This is a genomic window from Neolewinella aquimaris, from assembly GCF_014197245.1.
GTDB classification, from domain to species: domain Bacteria; phylum Bacteroidota; class Bacteroidia; order Chitinophagales; family Saprospiraceae; genus Neolewinella; species Neolewinella aquimaris.
Map to the genome: position 1 here is coordinate 1 of NZ_JACIFF010000012.1, position 23,669 is coordinate 23,669.

Sequence of the window (23,669 nt, forward strand, 5' to 3'; positions counted from 1 at the left end):
ACGAACCGGGCCACCGCGGCAGGATGCCACGAACCGGGCCACCGCGGCAGGATGCCACGAACCGGGCGACCGCGGCAGGATGCCACGAACCGGGCCACCGCGGCAGGATGCCACGAACCGGGCTACCGCGGCAGGATGCCACGAACCGGGCCACCGCGGCAGGATGCCACGAACCGGGCCACCGCGGCAGGATGCCACGAACCGGGCCACCGCGGCAGGATGCCACGAACCGGGCTACCGCGGCAGGATGCCACGAACCAGGCCACCGCGGCAGGATGCCACGAACAGCTACGAACCATCCCCAAATAAAGAACCTCCGTACCCACAAAATTGGGTCGGAGGCTCACTTTACACTCACTAGTATATATGAAACTTAATCAACTGCTCTTGTAACTACCTTACTGCAAGAAAAGTTATAAGCAATAAGGCTTTTGTTCAAGGTTTTAACATTTTCTTTTATTCCTTGGCTACCGCCGGTAGGGTACCGGTCTTAGTGCGGAAAAGTTTCCACCAAAACGCCGGTCTGACGAGCTGCTTGCGGAGTTCAAAGTCGGTGTACATCCTACAGAGTAGTTCTACGAGCTCAGGGTTGGCTGCGACGATGCCCGTAAGAAAATTTGTTATCCATTTGTGCTGCATGATCTGCTGCATGCGGTAGCTCAACCGGAGTTCGGTGCGCAGCACACGCTCGATGCGCACGTCGTAAGCAGCTAAAAAAGCGGCATCAAAACGATTTTCCTTTAAACACTGCTCGGCCAACTCAGCGGCGATAAATCCGGAATACGTAGCGTTGCCGATGCCCTCACCGGTAAGGGGGTCGATCAGGTGTCCGGCGTCGCCGGTAAGCAGGTAGTGATCGCCGGATAAGGTCCGGTCTTTGGAGCCGAGCGGCAATCCGTAGCCGACAATGGGATCAATTTGCACAGCATCGCGAAACCGGTCCCGAAACTGATCGGAAGCAACGATCTTATCCATCTCCTTACGCAGATTCAGGCCGCGCTTCTTTACAATGTCGGAACGCATTCCCAGCCCCACGTTCGCCTCCCCGTTCGGCAGGGGAAAGATCCAGAAGTAGCCCGGGCTGTACGCGTCCAGAAAATGAAGTTCGATAAAGTTGTCGGGGTGAAAACCGGTGACCCCCCGATAATAGCCACGCACCGCGGCGGCGTAGTGGTCTTTGTCGATCTCCTGCCCGGCCTCGTGACGACTAAACTTACTCTGGGCTCCACTGGCATCGATCAGCAGGCGGCAGTTCCACTCCCGACCACCACGGGCCGTCACGCGGTACCCATCATCCGTTCGCTCGGTCGCGGTGATTTCCGTATCCAGGTGGAGGTCGATGTCAGCGCGCCGGCGGACTTCCTCGATCAGGAAGGAGTCGAAGTCGATGCGTTTGCTCACGTAGCCCGGCGCGGCGTCGGGGATACGTTCGTAGCCCACCTTGAAGGGCAGTTCGATCAGTTTTCTGCTGGGCGGATAGAAGCGGATGCCCCACACGTCGGCCGGGGAAAAACGCTTCCGAAAGCGGTCCATAATGGCCGGATCCAGGCGGTTGAGCAGGGTAGGGACCTTACCACTGATGGCATCGCCACACACCTTGTCGCGGGGAAATGTAGCTTTATCCACGATCACGCTGGGTATGCCGAGGTAGGAAAGGCGTAGTGCGGTAGCCGTTCCGGCGGGGCCTGCGCCGATGATCAGAATGGGAGTGGGAGAGTTTACCATTGACAATTTACCAGGTACGATGTACGATTTGCCGTCGGTACTGATGCGTCAACGGGCGGGGTCGCAGGTGCAAGGTAAGTACAAAGGCAGCTGACGTTCGTGGCACCCGCGCGCCGCCGCCCCAACAAACTTATGGCAAAATAGGGTGTTTCCCTGCTGAAACATATGTACACAATATCCGTCCGCCCAATGGGGGCGGTTGCAGTTTTATACCTACATGCCTAAGAATATAACGAAGAGCGGCAAGCTCAAAGCCCGCGACCTGGAGCGCGCAATCTACCAGGAGTTCAAGGCCAATGCCCGCAAAGAACTCAACCCCAAACAACTTTTACGGAAACTCAAGGTCAAAAACAGCAAGGACAGTATACAGGCTGCCCTCGACAAACTCGTGTCCGGCGGCAAGATCAAAGTCAACGACGACTTCCGCTACCAGTTCAACGGATCTACCCGCGAAAAACGCTCGACCAGCTACGCCGAAGGACGCGTCGACATGACCCGCAGCGGTGCCGCCTACATCATTATGGATGGTGAGGCCAACGATATCTTCGTCCCCGGAGGCCGGCTGGGTAACGCCCAGGACGGCGACAAAGTAAAGGTCCGCTTCTGGACGCCCGGCGGTCGCCGTAAGCCAGAAGGTGAAGTAACGGAGGTGCTCGAACGCAGCGTCACCCACTTCGTAGGTACCCTAAACATTCACGACAAGTACGCCGAAGTAGTGGTTGACGGTCCCGGAGGCAAAATCCTGAGTATCGCTGTCCACCGCGCCGAACTGATCGGTGGAAAGGATAAAGAAAAGGTGGTCGTCAAGATCCTCGACTGGGAAGAGAACCGCTATGGTCAAATCAGTGGCCAGATCACCGCCGTTCTCGGTGAACCGGGATCGAGCAACATCGAGATGCAGGCCATCCTGATCAACAACGGCTTCCAGATCACCTTCCCGCCGGAAGTGCTCGCCGAGAGCGAAGCGCTGCCCGGTGAAATCACCCCCCAGGAGATCAACATCCGCCGCGACATGCGGGAAGTGACGACCTTCACCATCGATCCGCTGACGGCCAAGGACTTCGACGACGCCCTGTCCATCCAGCACCTGGAGAACGGCAGAATCGAGGTAGGCGTACACATTGCCGACGTAAGCCATTACGTCAAGCCCGGCAGCGCCCTGGATAAGGAGGCCGCCGACCGCACCACCAGCGTCTACCTGGTTGACCGGGTCTGCCCCATGCTTCCCGAGCGCATCAGCAATGAACTGTGCTCCCTGCGGCCCAATGAGGACAAGCTGACCTTCAGTGCCATCTTCCAGTTCGACCCGAAAAGCTTCAAGGTAGTCGACCGCTGGTTCGGCCGCACCGTCACTCACTCCGACCGTCGCTTCACCTACGAAGAAGCCCAGGAAGTGCTCGATTCGGGAGAGGGAGATTTTGTCGATGAGCTCGATCTGCTCGACCGCATTTCCGATAAATTGCGCAAGCGCCGGTTTAAGGAGGGCTCGATCGACTTCAATACCAACGAGGTCCGCTTCAAGTTGGACGACCAGGGCAAACCCCTCTCGGTCTACATCAAAGACCGGATCGACACCAACATGCTGATCGAGGACTTCATGCTGCTCGCCAACCGCGAAGTGGCGGGATTCATCAAGAAAAAGGAGGAGCGGCTGAAGCAAAATATCCCCTTCGTCTACCGAGTACACGACGAGCCCGATATGGACAAGGTGGCGGAACTCGCCAAATTCGCTGCGGCCCTGGGGTACGAGATGGACCTGAGCTCGCCTAAATCCGTCTCCCAGAGCTACAATAAGCTACTCGCCAAGGCCGACGAGGACCCCATGGTCAAGATGCTTTCACCCATTGCGATCCGGACTATGGCAAAGGCGGTGTACACTACTCAGAACATCGGTCACTACGGACTCGGTTTCGATAACTACAGTCACTTCACCTCTCCCATCCGCCGCTACGCCGACGTACTCGTACACCGTTTGCTCGCTAAAAATCTCGAGAAGGGAAGCCTGTTCAAGGCCAATCCCGAAACCCTCGAGGAGCTCTGCAAGCACATCAGCAGCCAGGAACGCAAGGCGGTGACCGCCGAACGGGAAAGCATCAAGTACAAACAGACCGAGTACATGCTCGATAACGTGGGCGAAGAGTTCGACGGCGTCATCAATGGCCTGGCCGATTTCGGCGTATTTATCGAGCTCATCGAGAACTTCGTTGAGGGTATGATCCCCTTCGACAAGATGGACGAAAGCTACGACCTCAGCGCCGGCAAACTATACATCACCGGCAAGCAGTCGGGCAAGAAACTGAAAATGGGTGATCAGGTCCGGGTGAAGATTGAGGACGTAGATCTTGAGCGCCGCCGTATCGATATGTCCCTGGTGAAGGTCCTCAAAGTCCACGGAGAGCCCGAGCCCGCGAAGGGACAGCGCAGCCGGAAGTCCCGCCGGCGCAAGGATTAACGGGCGACCGTCGTTAATTTTCCGTTAAAGCCAAGACCCGTAATCGGGCAATTTTTTTGCACAAGTTACTGAATGAGAGGAAGTTGCGCCACAGGGCGGCTGGTTAAACCTTCCTTATCGGAGTAACTAAGACTTTTCCCAAACGTCTATTATAGAGTCAAGTAGCCCGGCTGCTTGTACTTTTGTGCACTAAAATTTAATCCTATGCGTCCCCGCAGTTTTTTGTTGATCGCCATTCTGACTCTGGCCGGCTTTGGCGCCTCGCTTTCGGCCCAGAAGATTGCCTCCGTTGACATGGAGAAGATCCTGAGCAGCATCACCGAATACCAGGACGCCCAGGAGCAGCTTGATCAGCTTGCCGCGAAGTGGCAGCAGGAGATCAATCAGGAATTTGATGCCATCAAGGGCATGTACAACAAGTACCAGGCCGAGCAGGTCCTGATGAGCGACGAGCAGCGCAAGCAGCAGGAAGAGTCCATTTACGATCGGGAGACCAAAGTGCGCAACATGCAGCGAGAGCGGTTCGGACCCGAGGGTTCCCTCTTCCAACGCCGCCAGGAACTCGTCAAGCCCATTCAGGATGCCATCTACGAGGCCATTGAGACCTACGCCAATCAGAACAATTACGATTTTATTTTCGACCGTGCAGGCTCCGCGGGAATCATCTTCTCGAGCGACCAGTACGACAAAACGGATGAGATACTCCGCGCCCTGAAAAACTAAATTTTCCCCACGAAAGATGCAATGACTTGCGTCTCAACCTTAACAACGATGAAACGATTTATTCAACTCGCATTTGTAGCGATCCTTTTCCTCGCCGCCACCGCCACGGCCACCGCTCAGAAGTTCGGTTACGTCAACTCCGCCGAAATTCTTTCCGAACTGCCCGCCATGAAGGCTGCCGAGTCGAACCTTGAGGGACTGCAAAAGCAACTCCAGAAGAAGGGACAATCAATGGTGCAGACCTTCCAGACTGATTACCAGGCGCTACAAGCCCAGGCCCAGGAAGGAACCATGAGTCCCAAGCAGCAGCAGGAAGCCGCCGCTAAACTTCAGGTCCGTGAAGAAGAGATCGGTAAGTTTGAGCAAAGCATGATGGCGGATCTGCAGAAGAAACGCGCCGAATTGCTGGAGCCCATCTACGAGTCCATCAACACGGCCATCGAGGAGGTCGCCAAGGAAAACGGTTTTCAGTTCATCTTCGATCAGCAGGTACTCCTGTACGGCGAAGAGAGCCAGGACGTGAGCGCCATGGTGAAGGCCAAACTCGGACTGTAGCCCTACCTTGCGGCCACCATGTCGCAGCACATTTACCTGCCCGACCATTCGGGCTCAATCGGAGTCTTTGACTCCGGCATTGGCGGCCTCTCGGTCGCCAATGCTGTTTCGGGACTACTCCCCACGGAACGCATGCTCTACGTAGCCGACAATGCCCACGCACCCTACGGAGGGCGGACGGATGCGGAGGTCCGGGAGTACAGCCGCTGCATCACCGACTTTTTACTCCGCGCGGGCGTCAAACTGATCGTTGTAGCCTGCAACACCGCTACCAGCGTCTCCATCGATTACCTCCGCGATGCCTACCCAGATGTGCCCTTCGTCGGTCTGGAACCTGCCGTAAAACCCGCCGCCGAGAGCACCAACGTAGCCGTTATGGCCACGGCCGTCACCCTCCGTAGCGACCGCTACCGGGCCCTCAGGGACCGCTATTTGGCCGACCGTCCCGTTTGGGAAAATGCCTGTACCGGTCTTGTCGAGTTGATCGAGGAATATCCCTCCGGATCACCCCAGATTTCCGACTACCTGACCGAGCTATTTAAAACCTCCGGCAATCCCGACGCTGTGGTACTCGGCTGTACCCATTATCCCCTCATCGCTGCGGATATTGCCGCGGTCGTGGGGCCTGACGTGAAGGTGATCGATCCATCGGGGGCGGCGGCGCGCCAGGTGCAACGTATACTGGAAAAGCAGGGGCTGCTTACCTCCGAAACTACGGCAGGCAGGTATGATTTTTTCTGTACCGGTAGCAGTACCGCGCTCCAGCGTACCCTGGGTCGGTTGACCGAGCTGAATGGGTACCGTCGGTGGGTGGTGCCCTACCTTACACTCAAATAGAACCAATGGATTCCGCCATCGCACACGCCTTTACCCTACACCAGCAAACCCGCAGGAACATTCATGCCCTGATGGAGTCCATGGAGCCGGAGCAATTGAACCGCATTCCGGGCGGACTGAACAACAACTTGGTGTGGAACGCGGGGCACGTTATCGCTACCCACGAGCTACTGATCTACGCACTGGGAGGCCACCATACCCCGAGCGGCAAAGAATTCATCAATCGCTACCGCAAGGGGAGTCGGCCGGCGCAACCGGTTACTGCGGAGGAGATAGCGTACATCAAGACCGAATTGACCGAGGGAGGGCGGCGCCTACAGGAGGCCTTTGGTAGCCTGGATTGGGCGGGGTTTACGTCCTATACCACCAGTTTCGGAATCAGCATCACCAGTGTCGGTGAGGCCATTACGTTCAACAACATGCACGAGGCGATGCACCTGGGGACCATGCTGACTCTACGCAGGCTGGTCTAGATGGGTCGACTGCCGGAGAAATGCTGCTCCATCAGACCACGGATCTTTTCCTTGGTCAGTGGTTTTGACTCATGCGCATCGATGAGGGCATACTCACCGGCCCGGGCGTAGTCTGAATCTCCTACCGAGCTGGTGAGCATTACGATCAGCACCCTGGCCCGGCACGCTTCCGGAAGTTGGTGGTAGGCATCGAGAAATCCCCATCCGTCCAGTACGGGCATATTGATATCCAGGAAAACGAGGTCGGGCCGGGGAAAGTTACCGTCGGCGTTGTGGGTAGTCAGGTAGTCGAGTCCCTGACGGCCGTTGTTGCGCACCACGATCTCTCCGGCCACGTGCATCTTGTCCAGGCGGCGGCAGTGGATAAAATTATCCGCTTCCGAGTCGTCAATCAGCAGTATGCTCCCCAGCTTTTTCATAATCTATGGTGCGCGGTATGCGGACGGTGAAGGTACTACCCTGACCCGGTTCGCTCTTCACTTCGATGGTGCCCCGGTGTAATTGTACTATTTTTTGACAAAATGCCAGGCCGATCCCCTGCCCGTCGTGGCTATCCGCACCGTGAAGTCGGGTAAACAAGTCGAAAATCTTAGTTTGGTCACATGCTGACATTCCAATCCCTTCGTCCCTGACGGTGATCCGGTAGACATCCGCTTCCTCCGAGCCTTCTACCCGGATGCGGGGCGGTTCTCCGGGTTTGTGAAACTTCAGGGCGTTGGCGATCAGGTTTTGTAGCAATTGCCGCAGGGCCACGGCATACCCGGTGATCACGGGCAGCCGATCGGAAGTGAGGACGGCACCGGACTCCTCGATGCGCAGGGAAAGGTTCTCCCGCACCTCATCCAGGACGCGGTTTAAATTTACCCGACCCGGTAGTTCGGAACGTCCTACGCGGCTATACTGCAGCAGGCTGTCGATGAGCGCGCTCATCCGTTGGGTTGCCCGGGAGATGAAAGACAGGTGTGATTTGCCCTCCTCATCCAGTTGGTGGGCGTGATCCTCGTTGATCACCTCCACGAAGTTGCTGACCGTGCGCAGGGGTTCCCGTAGGTCGTGAGAGGCGATGTAAGCGAACTGATCGAGCTCCCGGTTCTTAGTACTGAGTTCCTGATTTGCGGCACTCAGGCGCCGATTGGCCTCGCGCGCTTTGTCGTGGGCCTGGGATATCTCTCCGTAAAGCGGATGAACATGGGTATAGATGTAGTAGAGAACGAAGGCGAGGCCCACTACGCCCAGTAGCCTTAGGGCAGTCGTTACCTGGCTGAGCCTACTCAGTTGTTGTTGGCGCCTGGCAACATCGTTGTTTTCCGTTTGCCGCAACAGCACGATGGTATTCCGGATCTTGGTCATGATTTCGCGCCCTCCGCCGTTTTGAATGATGCGATCGACGGCCGCCGTGTCGCCGATAGCCCGCGAGTTGATGGAGCGGGAAAGGTCTCCGAACCGGTACCGGGTGAGGGAACGCACCCGTTCGACCCGAATTTGCTGAATGGGATCGGCGAGCACCTCCATTCCGATCCGCGCCAGTATCGACCCGATGGTGTCCCGTGCGTAAGTATAGGGTTGTAGGTCACTCGAATCCTTGGTCAGCAGAAAGCTCCGCTGGCCGATCTCCGCATCCTGCAGCGTGGTCAGCAGTTGGCCGAGATCGCGTTCGAGCCGCAAGGCGTTGTCGAGTTTCTTGCGTACATCGATGGCGGCCAGCTCCGTAACTACGGAGGCGAGTACCACGAGGGTAAGTAGGCCGAGACCGGCGAATAGAACACGGAACAAGCGGTTGCTCTTGCTGTTTGGTGCGGATTGGATAGGTGCAGGTATCAAGTAAGGTGGCTGAGTAGGCGGTAAAAATAGGCAATGTAGCGGAGCCACAGGCGCTTTCCGGCGGATTCAGGTAGGTAGGCCGCCGACCGCAGAAAACTTGTGTATATTTGCCGCGATACAAAATAACCTAGATCATGGCCGCAAATGCGCGGCGTCCGTCGGTCATCAGCGACCCCCGGCGGGACTAAGAGATAAGATCGGTGTAAACCGGTCGAAAATGGCAGCTTTGCCGGACCTTCATTGGACCCGCGACCCCGCCCTACCTCCCCCCCCCTTATTTGAGGCTGTTTTGTGTCTTGCACTTGCTCAACCGGAGCAGGGCAGCGAAACACGTATTTTCATTTAAAGTCCAATCAATAATGGGTAATAAGACCCCAATGTCGGTGAACTTCGCCCTGCCCAGTGGGCGGGAGATCACCATCGAGACCGGTAAGCTGGCCACCCAGGCCGACGGCGCCGTTGTCGTCAAGTGTGGTAATACCATGCTATTCTGCTCCGTCGTCTCCAGCACCAGCGTGCGCGAAGGCCAGAGCTTCTTCCCGCTCAGCGTAGATTACCAGGAGAAATTTGCCGCCGCCGGCCGCATTCCGGGTAACTTCTTCCGCCGCGAGACCCGCCTCAACGATTACGAGGTGCTCATCAGCCGCATCGTCGACCGCGCGATCCGGCCGCTCTTCCCGAAGGGCTACATGTTTGACACCCAGGTGATCATCAACCTCATCAGCCTCGACGCCGAGGTGATGCCCGATGCCCTGGCCGGCCTCGCCGCCTCGGCCGCCCTCATGGTCTCCGATATTCCCTTTGCCGGACCGATCTCCGAGTGCCGCGTGGCCCGGATCGACGGCGAATACGTGGTCAACCCCGACCGCAGCAGCCTAAAGGACGCAGACCTCGACCTCATCGTAGCCGCCGACGCCGACAACATCATGATGGTGGAAGGCGAAGGAAAGGAAGTGGACGAAAAATCCATTCTCGGTGCCCTGAAGGCCGGACACGAAGCCATTAAGGTGATGTGCAAGGCCCAGCTCGAACTCCGCGAAATGGTCGGCGATAAGGCCAAGACCCGCGACGTAGAGATCGTAGAGCAGGACGAAGAAATCCTGAGCTACGTAGAAAGTAAAGTCAAGGAAGGGATCACCAAGGTTGCCCGCGGTGCCCTCAACAAGCAGCAACGGAAGGACGCGTTCAGCCAGGTCAAAACCGAGTTTAAGGAGGCCGTACTCGCCGAGAAGGGTGAGGAATGGCAGACCGAAAACAAGGAGCAACTCAGCAGCGCCTACGACAAGGTGCAGAAGAAGACCATCCGCAACCTGATGCTCAACGATCAGGTCCGTCTCGACGGTCGCGCCTTTGATGAGGTACGCCCCATCTGGACGGAAGTAGACTACCTGCCCAGTGCCCACGGTTCGGCCATTTTCAACCGCGGTGAGACCCAGGCCCTGACCAGCCTCACCCTCGGTACCAAGACCGACCAGCAAATGGTCGACGTAGCCCACGAAAACAGCTACGCCAACTTCATCCTGCACTACAACTTCCCGGCCTTTTCGGTAGGGGAAACCAAGCCGATGCGCGGTCCTGGCCGTCGCGAAGTGGGCCACGCCAACCTGGCCGCCCGCTCAATTCGCCAGGTGCTTCCCGAGGAAATGACCCACACCATCCGCATCGTATCCGACATCCTGGAGTCCAATGGTTCCAGCTCGATGGCTACCGTTTGTGCCGGCTCGCTGGCCCTGATGGACGGCGGTGTACAGATCACCCGCCCCGTAGCCGGTATCGCTATGGGTATGGTGGCCGAAGGAGGTAAAATTGCCATCCTGTCGGACATTCTCGGCGACGAGGATGCCCTCGGTGATATGGACTTCAAGCTGACCGGTACCGACAAGGGGATCACGGCTTGCCAGATGGACATCAAGATCGACGGACTGCCCTACGAGCAACTCGAGCAGGCACTGGAGCAGGCCCGCGTGGGCCGTCTTCACATCCTGGGCGAGATGAACAAAACGCTAAGTGCACCCCGGGAGGACCTCAAGCCCCACGCACCGCGGATCGTCAAGCTCATCATTGAGAAGAGCTTCATCGGTGCGGTCATCGGACCCGGCGGTAAGATCATCCAGGAACTGCAGGAAATGACCGGCACGAACATCAACATCGACGAGGTCGACGGCAAGGGGCACGTCTCCATTGCCAGCAACGACAAGGCGGCGATCGACGATGCCGTAGCCCGGATCAAGAAGATCACCTTCACCCCCGAAGTGGGCGGCGTCTACGAAGGCACCGTAAAGACCATCATGCCCTACGGCGTGTTTGTCGGATTCGAGGGCGGTCGTGACGGACTGCTGCACGTAAGCGAAATGAGCCACAGCCGTATCGAAAGCGTCGAAGACGAATTCGAGGAAGGCGATACCGTGAAATTCAAGATCGTCGACGTCGACGAGCGCACCGGTAAACTCCGCCTGAGCCGCAAGGCCATCATGCCCCGCGCCGACGGTACCATCCCCACGGATGAGGAACTCGAGGAAGAGCGTAAGGCCGGTAAGTCACGCGACCGTGGCGACCGTGGTGACCGCCGTAGCGGTGGACGCGACCGGGGCGACCGTCGTGGTGGCGGACGCGACCGCCGCGATCGCAACGACCGCGACTAGTCCGGTTAGCGATACTGTTTAAGGGAGCGCCCGGTAGCTATGCTGCCGGGCGCTTTTTGGTTGGCAGGAGAATGGCTGCTCGTTTTAGAATGAGGTATAGGTCGAGGTGTTGCACACCGAGCTACGGGACGTATCATGTCGAGCGGCTCTGGTCCGAGACTCTGTTTTAACGCAGATTAAAAACGGATTTGATTCACAGATTTTCGCAGATTAAGGTCGAGGCGTTGCACGCCGAGTAGGGTTAAGCGAAAACACGGCTCCTGCGTCCCCGCCGAATAAAACGTTCGGTCCCTACCGGGGAAACAAACTCGCGTAATCCAGCCAGTAGACGACCTTTACCGATACCGAACCGGAGCGGGGGGTATCCTTGCCCCAGAGGCCCGAGAAGCTGTCGAAGTAGGTGTCGGCCTGCCGTTCGTCGAAGTCGGAGATGTTGGTTTTGTAGACCACGAAGATGTCACTGCCCGGAGCGAAGCGCCAGCGGTAGATGAGGTCGACGTTGAAGGCATCGAAGTCCTGGTCGTGGTTGGTGGAGTAATCGGTACCGGTGAGGGTGCCGTCGTCAGCGAGCAGGTTAAAGCGGTTGTAAGCGACGCCGCTCCAGTAGTGACGGACGCGGAGGTTGAGGGTCATATTGGCGGTAAAACTGTACTTGCCGAAGAAGCCGGCCTCGACGCTGTTGCGGTCGCGGGTGCCGAAGTAGATGTCGGTGCGCTCTAGGTCACCCATCGAGACGGTCTCCCGGTTCACGTAGCCGACGTCGTTGTAGTAGTTGCCGCGCCAGGCGTAGGTGCTCAGACTAAACCGGTCGCTGAAGCGGTAGCGGAGGTTGAAGTTGAAACTCACTGAGTGGCGGTCGGTGTCGTCCCACCAACGGTTGAGGTTGAAGTTGGTGCTGAAGCGTAGTTTCTTACGGCCGTCGGAGCCGATCCAACCGCCGAGGTTGCTGTAGCCGGGGCCCCGCCAGTAGCGCCCCTTCACCCGGGGTTCGAAGAAATCGTACTGGTCGCCGATGTCGTGCTCGGTCCAGAGGTTGAGGTTCCAGAACTTTTTGGTGGTGGCGTACACGTAACCCTCCAGATTGGTGCCGACGTAGCGGCTCGGGGCGAAGAGCCGGCGGTAATCGAGGTCAACACCGCCGCCGCCGTTGAGGAAGTAGCCGTTGAAAAAGGGTTTGGGCTGATTGTAATTGAGTTCTGCGCTCCAGAAGCGTGAGTTGTTGGCGAAGATGATGCCGAGGTCGTTAACGTCGTAGGTGTCGCTTTCTTCCCCGTAGCTGGCCTCCCAGGTCCACTGTCCGGAGATGCGGGCGATCTCGAGGTCGAGGGCGTGGCCGCTACGGTCGTTGCCCGGCTCGTACTGCCGGCTGTGCTTGAGCTCCCCGCGCACGGCGTATTCATTGGCCTTATTGTGGATGTCGAAGAGCAGACCGGTCACGTTAGCGTCGCGGGCGGCCCCCTCCCGCAGCACGTTGGTGTTGATGAGGGTAGCGGAGGAGTTGTTGGGTAGGTTCTGGTCGACGGTCAGTACGCTGTAGTTGGTCAGGGGATTGGTGAGCACCTGCCGCTCGTCGCCCTCGGCGTTGCGGATGGTGGCGTAGCTTTCCTGCTCTACGGCATTGAAGATGCCCACCCCAGTACCCTTAGCCGTACGGCCGCTGATCTTGGTGGCATTGTAAAGCTTTGCGCGCTGGGGGTTGTTGACGATCTCTTCGTCTTCCCCAAGCTCATCGTACACCCGTCCCTGGTAAAAATTTCGGCCACCGACCCGCCGGCTGTAGAACAGGCCGCCCTTATTGAACAATTCCGTTCCCTCGGTAAAGAAGGCCCGCTGCTCGTCGAAGCGCTGCTCGAAAGGGCCGAGGTTCAGAATCTGGTCGTCGCTGCGGGCTTCCCCGAAATCGGGTATGAGGGTCATATCGAGCGTAAAGGCGTCATTGAGGCCTAGTTTAACGTCCATCCCCCCGGTAATACTGGTGCCGTAGGTAGTTTTTTCGTTGGGCTCCCGTCCCTGCAGCCCGTATACCGCAACGAAGGGAGTGGCCTGCAGGCGCAGGGGCGCTTTGATGTCGTAGAGTCCGGTGAGGGTGCCCGACTGATTGAGAAATCCATCTACGTTGGGGTCGATTTCGGCCCAGAAGCTCTGCTCGTTCTCGCGGCGGAGCATGCGAACGAAGTTGACGGTCCACGACTGCTCGGCGGTGGAGGGGAAGCGCAGGGCCGAATAGGGGATAAAGACCTCGGCGAACCAGCCTTCGTCGGTGCGGGAGGTGCTGCTCACCCACACGGCGTCCCAGTTGGAATCCTCTCTGCCGCTTTCCTGCTTGGCGTCGAATTGCACGTTCGCCGGGGTGACGATAAAGGTGAAGCCATTGATGCCGCTCTGGTAGGGATCGAGGACGAAGCCGAAGAAGTCGGTATTGCCCAGGTCGTCGCGTTCGGTGAGTTCGGACAGGATGCTGTCGGGGCTGGTGTCGAACATCGCCGCGCCGAAGTAGATGCCCCGGTTATCGTACGCGACCTTCACTTCGGTCCTCTGGCTGGCGGGCAGGCCGGGGTTGGGGCGTAGGGTGATGAATTCACCGCCGGCCGGTACTTCCGCCCAAACAGCTTCGTCTAATATCCCGTCGATTTTAATGGACTCATCGGTGCGTACCGCCTCCAGGGTGGGCTTGCCCTGGGCGATCAGGTGGGTGGTGACGAGGCAAAAAATGGCTAGGGTAAGGGTTGATTGCATGAGTCGATTAGCTAAATAAACACCGGGGGAGACCCCGTAACGACGTAAGGAACCTGTAATGGTTGCACTTTTAACACTCCCGCCGGGCATTAAAAGTTACGGGCGACCGGCAATTAGCGGACGGGAATGTTGTGCCATCGGCCCACAATGGCCCCAATTACCGTGAAGAGTACGATGTGGTACAGCCCATCGATCACCGTGAGCATGGCCGGTTCGAAGGCGAACAGGTTGCCCACGCCGTGGCTGGCGGCGACGAGCAGGCCAATCATAGCACCCAGCGTGGCCCCTCCGGCGAGGGTGGCGTGGCCGGTGTGGTCCGTCAGCCACCAGAGAAAGACGGCGTAGGCGGCCATTACGAAGGCGTTGATTAGCATAGGGGTTACCGGATCCAGGGCGACGGACTCACCGTACTTCAGGAAATTGACATCGTCCTCGGTTGTAAGCCCTACTGCCTGTGTCCACGCGGAATTAAACAACAACCCGTAGAAGAGAAAGCCGATAAACATACCGGCTACGGTAGCACCGAGTATTGCCCACCGGTTGATGGTTTGTGTCATGGTCAGTGTATTGCTTAAGTTATAAGTTACGACAGAAAGCAGGATTACCGTTCGTCCCACCGAATTAAGGAGACGGCTTACTTCGGGAGTAGATATTTACCGTTTCTCCTCAGCGAAAAGGCCGATCGGTAAACCAAGGTCAATTGACCTGCAATTTTGCAATTTACGCTCATTTTAGGGGTGAGGTTCAGGTGATTATAGGACTGTTCTACTACCTTTGTGGGGTGATCCCCCCCAAACCACCCAACGAGCCGGCCCGTCTGGCCAATTTACGGGAGTACGCGATTCTGGATAGCCTGCCCGAGGAGGAATTCGATGATTTGACTACCATCGCGGCCCAGATATGTGGTACGCCCGTTTCGTTGATCAGCCTGATCGACGAGGATCGGCAGTGGTTCAAATCGGCCCAGGGCATGCCGCCGGGTTGGCCACAGACCAGCCGCGACCTGGCATTCTGCGCCTACAACATTATGGAGCCGAAGAATACCCTGATGGTACGCGACGCCCGGCTCGATCCCCGGTTCGAGAACAATGACCTCGTCTACAACGACCTGAATGTCATCTTCTATGCCGGGGTACCGCTGGTCAGTAAGGAGGGTTTCGCCCTGGGTAGCCTATGCGTGATCGACCACGTGCCGCGCGAGTTGTCACAGAGTCAGTTGGATGCACTCGAACGACTCGGTCGCCAGGTCATCAAACTTTTCGAACTAAGGCGGACGCTTTCGGAAGCCGAGCAGGTGGCGCGGGAGAGGGCACAGGCCTATGCCATTTTGCGCGACTTCAGTCACGTCATCGCCCACGATCTCAAAGCCCCCCTCCGCAATATTCGTCAGGCCGGAGAAATGCTGGAAGAGGATTACCTCCCCCTGCTGCCCGAAGATGGCGTACAATTGCTCCACATGATTCAGGAACGGGCCAGGGATGCCTCCCAGATGATCGACGGGGTATTGCGCTACAGCCAGATCACCCGTAGCCTGAAGGACGCACACGAAGACGTAAGCATCCCACAGTGCATCGCCCAGGCCGAGCGCCAGGTGAGCAACGGGGGCAACTGCCGCGTCACCTACATCGGTAAGGTAGACCGGCTCTACACCTCCTCCATCGCCCTGCTGCAAACCTTCCAGAACTTGATCGGCAATGCCCTGAAGTTTAACGACAAGGAGGACTGCCAGGTCATCATCGACTGCATCCACGAGCGCGGACGTGGCTACGTATTCACCGTAGAAGACAACGGCCCCGGTATCGAGCCCGAGAACCAGCAGGCGATCTTCCGCCTCTTTCACAGCATCGGTTTGGGTAAAACCCAGAGCCACGGCGTCGGATTGACGATCGTGCAGCGCCTCATCGAGGCCGTCGGGGGCAGCATCCGCGTGGAATCCACCATGGGGACCGGGACGAAATTCATCTTTGTCATTCCCGACTAGAAGTAGGCTCATCTGCGGACCCGTGCGATATTTTTACTGTTTTTCAGCCAGTTACAGCGGTCCGGTTTGAAAAATAACTTTTTAAGTGCTTGGTTTCGGCGACTTAGCTCCTTACCTTTGCGTCCGCTTTCGTGAAGCCGTCCAATGGGGCGGGAACGCGGGAGCAATGAATCAGAAAAATCAAGTTCCCTTGAATACCCTTTCCTACAAGACGCAGTCGGCCAACACCGCAACGGTGGACCGTAAGTGGCACGTCATTGACGCGGACGGCGAGATCGTCGGCCGCCTGGCCACCAAGATTGCCCACGTGCTGCGTGGCAAGCATAAGCCGGATTTTACCCCCCATTTCGACAATGGCGACCACGTGATCGTCATCAATGCCGATAAGGTGCGCTTCACCGGCCTGAAGTTCAACAACAAAGAGTACCTGCGCCACACCGGTTACCCCGGCGGACAGCGTAAGGCGACGCCCCGTCAAATCATGGCCCGCAAGCCCGAACTGATCCTGGAAAGTGCCGTCAAGGGCATGCTGCCCAAGACCAAACTCGGCCGCGCCCAGTACAAGAAGCTCCACCTCTACGTCGGCGCCGAGCATCCCCACACCGCTCAGAAACCTCAGGAACTTAAATAGGGGACTGAAGGAGGGACAGGAATGAGGGATTGAAGCGCCTTGCTCTCCACCTTTTTCCTTGCACCCGCGGCCCCGCCACTTCCTTCATTCCCTCCATCCCTACAAACTTCAATCCATAATCATGGAACAAATCAATGCAATCGGTCGCCGCAAAGCTGCCGTCGCCCGCATCTACCTCATGCAGGGTAAGGGCAATATCACCGTAAACGGTAAGGACTACAAGACTTACTTTCCGCAGACGCACGTCCAGGGCAAGATCGTTCAGCCCTTTCAGACCATCGAGGTGGACAACAGCATCTACGACATCAAGGTCAACGTCGACGGTGGTGGATACAAGGGACAAGCCGAAGCTATCCGCATGGCCATCAGCCGCGCCCTGGTAAAGCTCAACGAAGATTTCCGCACCCCCCTCAAGAGCCAGAAGCTGCTCACCCGTGACGCCCGCGTGGTGGAACGTAAGAAGTACGGTAAGCCCAAGGCCCGTAAGAGCTTCCAGTTCTCTAAGCGATAGATTCGCTGCGGTGGTCTACCCGCCGGTATCCTTTAACAACCATCCGGAATTTTCCCTCTCCCGGATTAACAATATAACAACCCATGGCAAAGCCAACCCATCAGCAGCTTTTGGAGGCCGGTGTGCACTTCGGCCACCTGCGCCGCAAGTGGAACCCCAAGATGTCGCCCTACATCTTCACCGAGAAGAACGGCATCCACCTCATTGACCTCAACCGCACCCTGGAGAACATCGACCGCGCCGGCAACGCCATGCGCCAGATCGCCAAGGCCGGAAAGAAGATTCTCTTCGTTGCCACCAAGAAGCAGGCCCGTGACATCGTCACCGCCGCCGCTCAGGAAGTCAACATGCCCTACGTGACCGACCGCTGGCAGGGTGGTATGCTCACCAACTTCAACACCATCCGCCGCTCCATCCGCAAGATGCAGAACATCGAGCGCATGCTCGGCGACGGTACCCTCGACAGCGTAACGAAGAAGGAACGCCTCACCCTCACCCGTGAGCACGAGAAGATGAACAAGGTGCTCGGTGGTATCGCCGACATGCAGCGCATCCCCAACGCCATCTTCGTCGTCGACATCGTACACGAACACCTCGCCATCGCCGAAGCTAAAAAACTCGGTATGCGCACCTTCGGTATCGTCGATACCAACGCCGATCCCACCAGCGTAGACTACGCCATCCCCGGCAACGACGACGCCAGCAAGGCCGTCGGCATCATCACCAACTACCTCGTCGAGTGCATCAAGGAAGGCCTCGCCGAACGCGGTGAAGAAAAGGAACAGAAGGAAAGCAGCGGAGAGGAAGTAGCGACTGCGGAGTAGGTAGTACAGTAGTAGGGTAGTACGGTAGGTGTACCACCGTACTACCCTACTACTATACTACCGTACTAGATTCCCCCACAAAAATCAAAATACCAACAATGGCAATTACTGCTCAAGAAGTAAAGAAGCTCCGGGACATGACGGGTTCCGGTATGATGGACTGTAAGAAAGCCCTCGCGGAAGCGGAAGGCGATTTCGACAAGGCCATCGAGATTCTCCGGAAGCGTGGAGAGAAGGTAGCCGCCAAGCGCGACGACAAGGAAGCAAACGAAGGTGTGGTCATCGCACAGGTAAACGACAGCAACGACTATGGTGTGATCGTGCGTCTGAGCAGCGAAACCGACTTCGTAGCGAAGAACGACGACTTTGTAGCCTTCGCCCAGAAGATCGCCGACATTGCCCTCGCAGAACGTCCCGCCGACGTCGATGCCCTGAACGCCCTGCCCATGGAAGGGAAGTTGACGGTAGGCGAAAAGGTCACCGAAATGGTCGGCAAGATCAACGAGAAGATCAGCGTAACGGCTTACGAGCAACTCGAATCTCCCCTGGTAGCCCCCTACATCCACAGCGGATACCGGGCGGGAGTACTCGTAGCCCTGAGCAAGAACAACGACGCCGCCTTCCAGGCCGGTCGCGACGTAGCCATGCAGGTCGCCGCCATGAAGCCGGTCGCGGTTAATAAGAGCGGTATCGACCAGGCCACCATCGACCAGGAACTCGACATCGCCATGGATCTGGCCCGCCAGGAAGGCAAGCCGGAAGCCATGCTCGAGAAAATTGGACAGGGTCGCCTCAACAAGTTCTTCAAGGAAAATACCCTGGAAGCCCAGGCCTTCGTGAAGAGCGATAAGCAGAGCGTCGCCCAGTACCTCGACTCCGTTGAGAAGGGACTAAAGGTCACCGACTTCAAGCACATTGCCCTCGGCTAAGCCGGTTATGCATCGCATCATCAAGGGTCGTCTTCCGCGCGGAAGACGACCCTTTTTTGGTTTAACGTGTTGTGTGGCCGTACATGCTAAAACACACCATGACCGCTACCCTGCACTCTTTCGCCACCAACATCAACTGTGGCAGTTGCGTACGCAGCGTCACCCCCTTCCTCGATGACCTGAAGGGCGTGACCATCTGGCGCGTAGACATCGAAGACGACCGTAAGCTCCTCACCGTAGAAGGTACCGCTTCCCGGGCCGCTATCATGGCAGTCGTAGAGGATGCGGGTTACGAAATCGAACCGCTCGATTAGCATTGCTCCCCCCCAGTCCGCTCCAGCAAATTAAGCATCCGGATGCCGTCCGGGCGGGCATCAACCTGTGGTGTAAGCGCGACGATCTTTACGCCTGGTACCCCGGCAGCCCCCTGCAGGGCAATAAGGTGAGAAAACTTTGGCCCCTTCTCCTTCGTTCGGATCTGCCCGGACGTACGGTCGTATCCTTCGGTGGGGCCTACAGCAACCACGTGGCGGCACTAGCCGCGGCGGGCCATCAGTTCGGTTTTGCGACGCGGTTCTATCTGCGTGGTGAGGCGGTGCGCAATCCCACCCTGGACGCCGTCCTTCGAAATGGCGGTAACCTGCACTTCATCTCCCGAACGGATTACCGACTCAAGCACGACCACCAGTTTCAGCGTGAACTAGGGATCGTGGAGGAGGAATTTGTCATACCCGAGGGCGGCACCTCTCCTGAATCCCTTCCCTACACCGGCGAAGTCTTCCGGGAAACCGTCAATCAATTTGGGGCCGTACCACCGGATTTCTTTTGCCTGAGCGCGGGTACTGGAGGGACCGCAGCCGGAATAATCGGTGCCGCAGCGGACACCCCCTGCACGGTAGAAGTATTTCCCGCCCTGCGCGGGAGCTGGATGCGGGATGAAATCCTGCGACACCTGGAAGGATTTTCAGGTACCCCCGCCTTCACCGTCATCGATGGCTATCATTTCGGAGGCTACGGCCGCTTTTCACCCCACTGGAAGATCCGTACGCCGATTGGTGCTACCGCAAAGCGGGCAGACATTGGCGAGCCGGGCCTGCCCGAATTAGAGCCCGTCTACACCGCCAAGTTATTCAGCGGGGTGCTGGACCGCATCCGTACCGGAGCCTACCCGCGGGGGTCAACCGTAGTCGTTTTGCATACCGGCGGTATATACTAAGGGTCTCATTTAGCCGAAGGGAGTTTCCGTCTTTGCCGCCGCGATGGTTTCCGGTTCGACGTCCTTCAGAATTTCAATGTGGGTGGGTTGCCAGTCGATGTATCCCGCCTGATCGAATTGTTTCAACCAGCCGTCCATCGGCCAGATCTGCCACTTCTGGTGAAAGCGCACCGCATTCGTGATGATGTCGCCCAGGTGATTGTAGGGAGGCGAGTAGGTGTCGTGATACTGATGGTACACCCGTGCCCGGCATCCGTAAAACGGCAACCGCACATGGCGCGCCGTAAAGGCAAAGTCCGTATCCTCCCCTCCGTACCCCGAATAGCCATCGTCAAATCCACCCATATAGGCGAAGTCCTCCGCACGCAATCCGAAGGAGAGCGACCAGAACAGGTGGTAGGGTAGGGGCATTAGAGTCCTGTCATCGGGAAGCTTCGGGCGCCGGGGATGGCGTTGCGCCAGCTTGTCGAGGGCTGCATCAGTCCAATCGCCGTCGGTGGCTCCCTTCGGCAGGTACCGCACGTCGCCCATCACCAACCCCCGGGATAGTTCCACGGCTTCGTCGAGTTGTTTTAGATAGTCGCGGTGGGGAATGCAGTCGACATCGAGAAAGGCCAGTGTTTCTCCCCGGGCCTCCGCAGCGGCACGGTTGCGCGCGGCGGCGAGGGGGAGGGCATGATCGGCATCGAACAGGGTATGCACAAAGAGCTGACAGCCAGGATCGGGAAGATCGCCCGGGTCAGATTCGTTCATAAGGACGATAATCATCTCCCGGGGTTTTGTCGATTGATTGGCTACCCCCCGCAGCAGGTGATGCAAATGATCCCTTCTTCCACGTACGATGGTTAGTAAACTGATGTCGCTCATATCCTAAAAACAACTTAAGCGGGACTAACCCGCCCTGCGAAAATACGGCGGCATCCCCTATTATAGGGATATAGCACCTAATATGAACGGTTAACCACGTAATTTACGAGCTGTTCTAAGCCTTCCCGTGCTGGACTTTCGGGCAGTTGCCGTAGGAGGGTAAAGGCCTCATCCCGGTAGCGGTGCATCGCGCGTTCGGCGTACGCGATTCCGGCACTTTTGCGCACGAATTCCAGTACTTCCCTCACTCGCTCCGGCTCGTCGCTGTGCTTTTTGATGTTGCGAATCATGCGCCGCCGGTCGGAACGGGAGGCCTGGTTGAGTGCGTGAATCAGCGGCAGGGTCATCTTCTTCTCCTTGATGTCGATGCCGCGTGGCTTACCCACATCGTCCAGTCCGAAATCAAACAAGTCGTCGCGAATCTGGAAGGCAATGCCGATTTTCTCCCCGAAGGCGTGCATCAGTTGCAGGGTCTCCTCCTCATCGGTCGCAGATGCTGCTCCGGCGGCACAGGAGGCCGCGATCAGACTGGCGGTTTTCTGCCGAATCACCTCAAAGTAGACCGCCTCGTCGATGTCCAGCCGCCGCGCCTTCTCGATCTGCAGCAGCTCCCCTTCGGCCAGGGCCTGCACGGCGTCCGAGCTGATCTCCAGGGTCCGGTACTGCTTGGTCTTGAGGGCGATGGAGAGGCCGCGGGCCAGAAAGTAGTCGCCCACCAGCACGGCGATTTTGTTCTTCCACAGGGCATTGATGCTGAAGAATCCCCGCCGCTCGTAGCTTTCGTCGACCACATCGTCGTGGACCAGACTGGCGGTATGTACCAGTTCGATCAGGCTGGCGGCCGTATAGGTGTCGTCGTTGATTCCACCGCAGGCCAGGGCACTGAAGAAGGTGAACATGGGACGCATCTGCTTACCCTTCCGCCGCACGATGTAGTAGGTGATCCGGTCCATCAGGGGCACGGGTGAACGCAGGGTCTCCCGAAACCGCCGTTCGAAGGTCTCCAGTTCGGTCGCGATGGGGCGCTTTATCTCGTCGAGGCCTTGGGCCATCAGGGGGCGGCGGTTTAGGGGGTCAAAGGTAGCCTATAAATTCGCGCCGGTGCCCCATCCCTCGCCTCGGTGCTGAGGTAGAGGGTGCCGTCGGGAGTAAAGACGAGCCCTTCGGGTTGTGGAAGCCTATCGCGGTCCAGTTTTTTTACCGTTTCGATGCTGCCGTCCGGCCGGGCGACCAGCAACTGCTTGCCCACGCTGCTGGTCAGAAAAAGCTGTCCGGTGTGCGGATGAATGTCCAGGGCGGAGGGGGAAAAGTCGTCCTCCCGCGGAAGGGAATAGGCGGCCTTATTTTTCAGTTTCTTTTTCTCCAGGTCAAAAGCGAAGATGTAGCGATTGTCCCTGTCCAGCCCGTTGCCCTTCGGGTCGTCCTTACAGGCCAGCAGTAAGCGGTCGTTCGCCGCATCGTAGGTGAGCCCCTCCACGTCGTTTTCCCCCTTCAGCCAGGTGTTGTATTCCTTCACTTTTTGCTCGGCGGTGCCGGCGTGCTTTACCCGGTACAGGCGTCCGTTGCTCTTCGTCACCCAGAGGTCGTCTCCGGCCACCGCAATACCTTCGTAGTCCCCCGCTTTCCAAAACTCGATGCGCTCCCGAATTTCGCCGTCTGCGAGGTCCAGCCGGTAGATCACCCCCTTCTCGTCGGCTACGGCGTAGAGTTCATCTCCCCGGACCGCGAGGGCGGATATCTCCGCTAGCTCTTCCGGTAATTCTACCAGCAACTCCAGGCGGTCGAGCGCGTAGGGGAACTGAGCATGCATTTGGGCGGGGCCGCAGGTGCAGAGAAACAGCGATAAAAGCAGACATAATGGGAAGCGCATACCAACGAAATACGTTGCGTGGCCGATGGTTTAGGCAACGACCCGGCAATAGTAGCGACGACTTCGGTCGTCACGCTGCCCATAGACTTAAAAAAGTCATTCGGACCGAAGCCCACCGGTAGGTAGCCCGCTCCTCCGCAGTACCTTTGCGCCCCCATGGAAACCGTCACCATCGCCGGCGAATTGCTGGAACTACACCCCGAGCGGGCCGTCTACTGGCGGGCACGCCGCATGCTGCTGCTGGCCGACCTGCACCTGGGTAAGGGCGCCCACTTCCGCCGTGCCGGAATTGCCGTTCCGCAACTGGTGAGCGACGTGAATTTCGCCCGTCTCCGGGGCCTCATCGAGGAGCTGCACCCCGAGCGCGTCCTCCTCCTCGGCGACCTCTTCCACAGCGATCACAACCACGTCTGGGGGGGCTTTTGCGACTTTACGGCGTCCTTTCCCCAGCTATCGTTTGAGCTCGTTCCCGGCAACCACGACATCCTGCCCCCCCACTGCTACGAGGAAGCCCGGTTGACGATGCACGAGACGATCATCACGGTCGGACCGTTCTCGCTCAGCCATCACCCGCTTACTCCGCTCCAGCGCATCGCCGGCAAATACAACTTGTGCGGCCACGTCCACCCCTGCGTTCGCCTGGTAGACCGCACCGGCGGCGGCATGAAACTACCGAGCTTTTATTTCGGGGAAAAGGAGGGCATCCTGCCCGCCTTTGGAGAATTTACGGGCTGCGCGGAGGTAAAAGTGCGACCGGGCGACCAAGTTTTCGTGCTGGCGGAAGATCAAGTGCTCGCGGTAGCCTAGCCGTCGGCTGCCGTCGGCCGAGCCTCGTACCTCGGTCGGCCGACGAGTTTAACTACGCCGTCGGCCGAG

Annotated in this window: 22 protein-coding genes; 14 read left to right on the plus strand and 8 right to left on the minus strand. The window is 58.0% G+C overall.

Annotated features, from left to right (window positions below; genetic code table 11):
* Positions 1-456: 456 nt before the first annotated feature.
* Complete coding sequence (locus tag GGR28_RS18280) at positions 457-1,725, minus strand: NAD(P)/FAD-dependent oxidoreductase (protein WP_183497277.1); 1,269 nt, start codon at positions 1,723-1,725, stop codon at positions 457-459.
* A 217-nt stretch (positions 1,726-1,942) separates the two neighbouring features.
* Here GGR28_RS18280 and rnr point away from each other — a divergent pair, with 217 nt between their 5' ends.
* From rnr to GGR28_RS18305, 5 genes are all read left to right on the plus strand, one after another.
* Entirely contained in the window at positions 1,943-4,177 is a 2,235-nt protein-coding gene (rnr, locus tag GGR28_RS18285; protein ID WP_183497278.1) for a ribonuclease R, read from the plus strand.
* 204 nt (positions 4,178-4,381) lie between these two features.
* A complete protein-coding gene (locus GGR28_RS18290; protein WP_183497279.1) occupies positions 4,382-4,900 on the plus strand; it encodes an OmpH family outer membrane protein in 519 nt (172 codons plus the stop codon).
* 48 nt (positions 4,901-4,948) lie between these two features.
* Positions 4,949-5,455 carry an OmpH family outer membrane protein gene (locus tag GGR28_RS18295; protein ID WP_183497280.1) on the plus strand — a complete coding sequence of 169 codons (507 nt, stop codon included), beginning with the start codon at positions 4,949-4,951 and terminating at the stop codon, positions 5,453-5,455.
* 18 nt (positions 5,456-5,473) lie between these two features.
* Positions 5,474-6,292, plus strand: a complete 819-nt coding sequence (gene murI, locus GGR28_RS18300) for a glutamate racemase (RefSeq protein WP_183497281.1) — start codon at positions 5,474-5,476, stop codon at positions 6,290-6,292.
* 5 nt (positions 6,293-6,297) lie between these two features.
* Positions 6,298-6,765, plus strand: a complete 468-nt coding sequence (locus GGR28_RS18305; protein ID WP_183497282.1) for a DinB family protein — start codon at positions 6,298-6,300, stop codon at positions 6,763-6,765.
* Here the strand turns inward: GGR28_RS18305 and GGR28_RS18310 are convergent.
* Both GGR28_RS18310 and GGR28_RS18315 read right to left on the minus strand, forming a co-directional pair.
* Complete coding sequence (locus GGR28_RS18310) at positions 6,762-7,184, minus strand: response regulator (protein WP_183497283.1); 423 nt, start codon at positions 7,182-7,184, stop codon at positions 6,762-6,764. The two genes, GGR28_RS18305 and GGR28_RS18310, sit on opposite strands and share 4 nt — an antisense overlap.
* Positions 7,153-8,538, minus strand: coding sequence for a sensor histidine kinase (locus GGR28_RS18315; protein WP_183497284.1), 1,386 nt, complete (start codon positions 8,536-8,538; stop codon positions 7,153-7,155). The genes GGR28_RS18310 and GGR28_RS18315 overlap by 32 nt, the downstream gene beginning before the upstream one ends.
* A gap of 407 nt (positions 8,539-8,945) precedes the next feature.
* On the opposite strand from GGR28_RS18315, the gene pnp reads away from it, so the two are divergent.
* Entirely contained in the window at positions 8,946-11,228 is a 2,283-nt protein-coding gene (gene pnp, locus GGR28_RS18320) for a polyribonucleotide nucleotidyltransferase (protein WP_183497285.1), read from the plus strand.
* A gap of 291 nt (positions 11,229-11,519) precedes the next feature.
* Here the strand turns inward: pnp and GGR28_RS18325 are convergent, their stop codons facing one another.
* A complete protein-coding gene (locus GGR28_RS18325; protein WP_183497286.1) occupies positions 11,520-13,964 on the minus strand; it encodes a DUF5916 domain-containing protein in 2,445 nt (814 codons plus the stop codon).
* Positions 13,965-14,077: 113 nt separating this feature from the next.
* Positions 14,078-14,521, minus strand: coding sequence for a DUF1761 domain-containing protein (locus GGR28_RS18330; RefSeq protein ID WP_183497287.1), 444 nt, complete (start codon positions 14,519-14,521; stop codon positions 14,078-14,080).
* A 224-nt stretch (positions 14,522-14,745) separates the two neighbouring features.
* On the opposite strand from GGR28_RS18330, the gene GGR28_RS18335 reads away from it, so the two are divergent.
* From GGR28_RS18335 to GGR28_RS18365, 7 genes are all read left to right on the plus strand, one after another.
* A complete protein-coding gene (locus GGR28_RS18335) occupies positions 14,746-15,945 on the plus strand; it encodes a sensor histidine kinase (protein ID WP_183497288.1) in 1,200 nt (399 codons plus the stop codon).
* Positions 15,946-16,135: 190 nt separating this feature from the next.
* On the plus strand, positions 16,136-16,576 hold the full coding sequence (rplM, locus tag GGR28_RS18340) for a 50S ribosomal protein L13 (RefSeq protein ID WP_246416857.1): 441 nt from the start codon (positions 16,136-16,138) through the stop codon (positions 16,574-16,576).
* Between the two features lie 121 nt (positions 16,577-16,697).
* Positions 16,698-17,087 (plus strand): 30S ribosomal protein S9, encoded by a 390-nt coding sequence (gene rpsI, locus GGR28_RS18345; RefSeq protein WP_183497290.1) that lies wholly within the window; start codon positions 16,698-16,700, stop codon positions 17,085-17,087.
* Between the two features lie 83 nt (positions 17,088-17,170).
* Complete coding sequence (gene rpsB, locus GGR28_RS18350; protein WP_183497291.1) at positions 17,171-17,911, plus strand: 30S ribosomal protein S2; 741 nt, start codon at positions 17,171-17,173, stop codon at positions 17,909-17,911.
* A 98-nt stretch (positions 17,912-18,009) separates the two neighbouring features.
* Positions 18,010-18,840 carry a translation elongation factor Ts gene (gene tsf, locus GGR28_RS18355; protein WP_183497292.1) on the plus strand — a complete coding sequence of 277 codons (831 nt, stop codon included), beginning with the start codon at positions 18,010-18,012 and terminating at the stop codon, positions 18,838-18,840.
* Between the two features lie 98 nt (positions 18,841-18,938).
* Positions 18,939-19,154 (plus strand): heavy-metal-associated domain-containing protein, encoded by a 216-nt coding sequence (locus tag GGR28_RS18360; RefSeq protein ID WP_183497293.1) that lies wholly within the window; start codon positions 18,939-18,941, stop codon positions 19,152-19,154.
* Between the two features lie 2 nt (positions 19,155-19,156).
* Complete coding sequence (locus GGR28_RS18365; protein WP_183497294.1) at positions 19,157-20,056, plus strand: 1-aminocyclopropane-1-carboxylate deaminase/D-cysteine desulfhydrase; 900 nt, start codon at positions 19,157-19,159, stop codon at positions 20,054-20,056.
* 9 nt (positions 20,057-20,065) lie between these two features.
* Here the strand turns inward: GGR28_RS18365 and GGR28_RS18370 are convergent, their stop codons facing one another.
* The 3 genes from GGR28_RS18370 to GGR28_RS18380 all read right to left on the minus strand — a co-directional run bounded on the left by GGR28_RS18370 (position 20,066) and on the right by GGR28_RS18380 (position 22,793).
* Positions 20,066-20,923 carry a glycosyltransferase family 2 protein gene (locus GGR28_RS18370; RefSeq protein WP_183497295.1) on the minus strand — a complete coding sequence of 286 codons (858 nt, stop codon included), beginning with the start codon at positions 20,921-20,923 and terminating at the stop codon, positions 20,066-20,068.
* Between the two features lie 77 nt (positions 20,924-21,000).
* Positions 21,001-21,975, minus strand: a complete 975-nt coding sequence (locus GGR28_RS18375; RefSeq protein ID WP_183497296.1) for a polyprenyl synthetase family protein — start codon at positions 21,973-21,975, stop codon at positions 21,001-21,003.
* Between the two features lie 14 nt (positions 21,976-21,989).
* Positions 21,990-22,793, minus strand: coding sequence for an SdiA-regulated domain-containing protein (locus tag GGR28_RS18380; protein ID WP_183497297.1), 804 nt, complete (start codon positions 22,791-22,793; stop codon positions 21,990-21,992).
* A gap of 156 nt (positions 22,794-22,949) precedes the next feature.
* Between GGR28_RS18380 and pdeM the strand changes: the two genes are divergently transcribed.
* Positions 22,950-23,600 carry a ligase-associated DNA damage response endonuclease PdeM gene (gene pdeM, locus GGR28_RS18385; RefSeq protein WP_183497298.1) on the plus strand — a complete coding sequence of 217 codons (651 nt, stop codon included), beginning with the start codon at positions 22,950-22,952 and terminating at the stop codon, positions 23,598-23,600.
* The last annotated feature ends 69 nt before the right edge of the window (positions 23,601-23,669 follow it).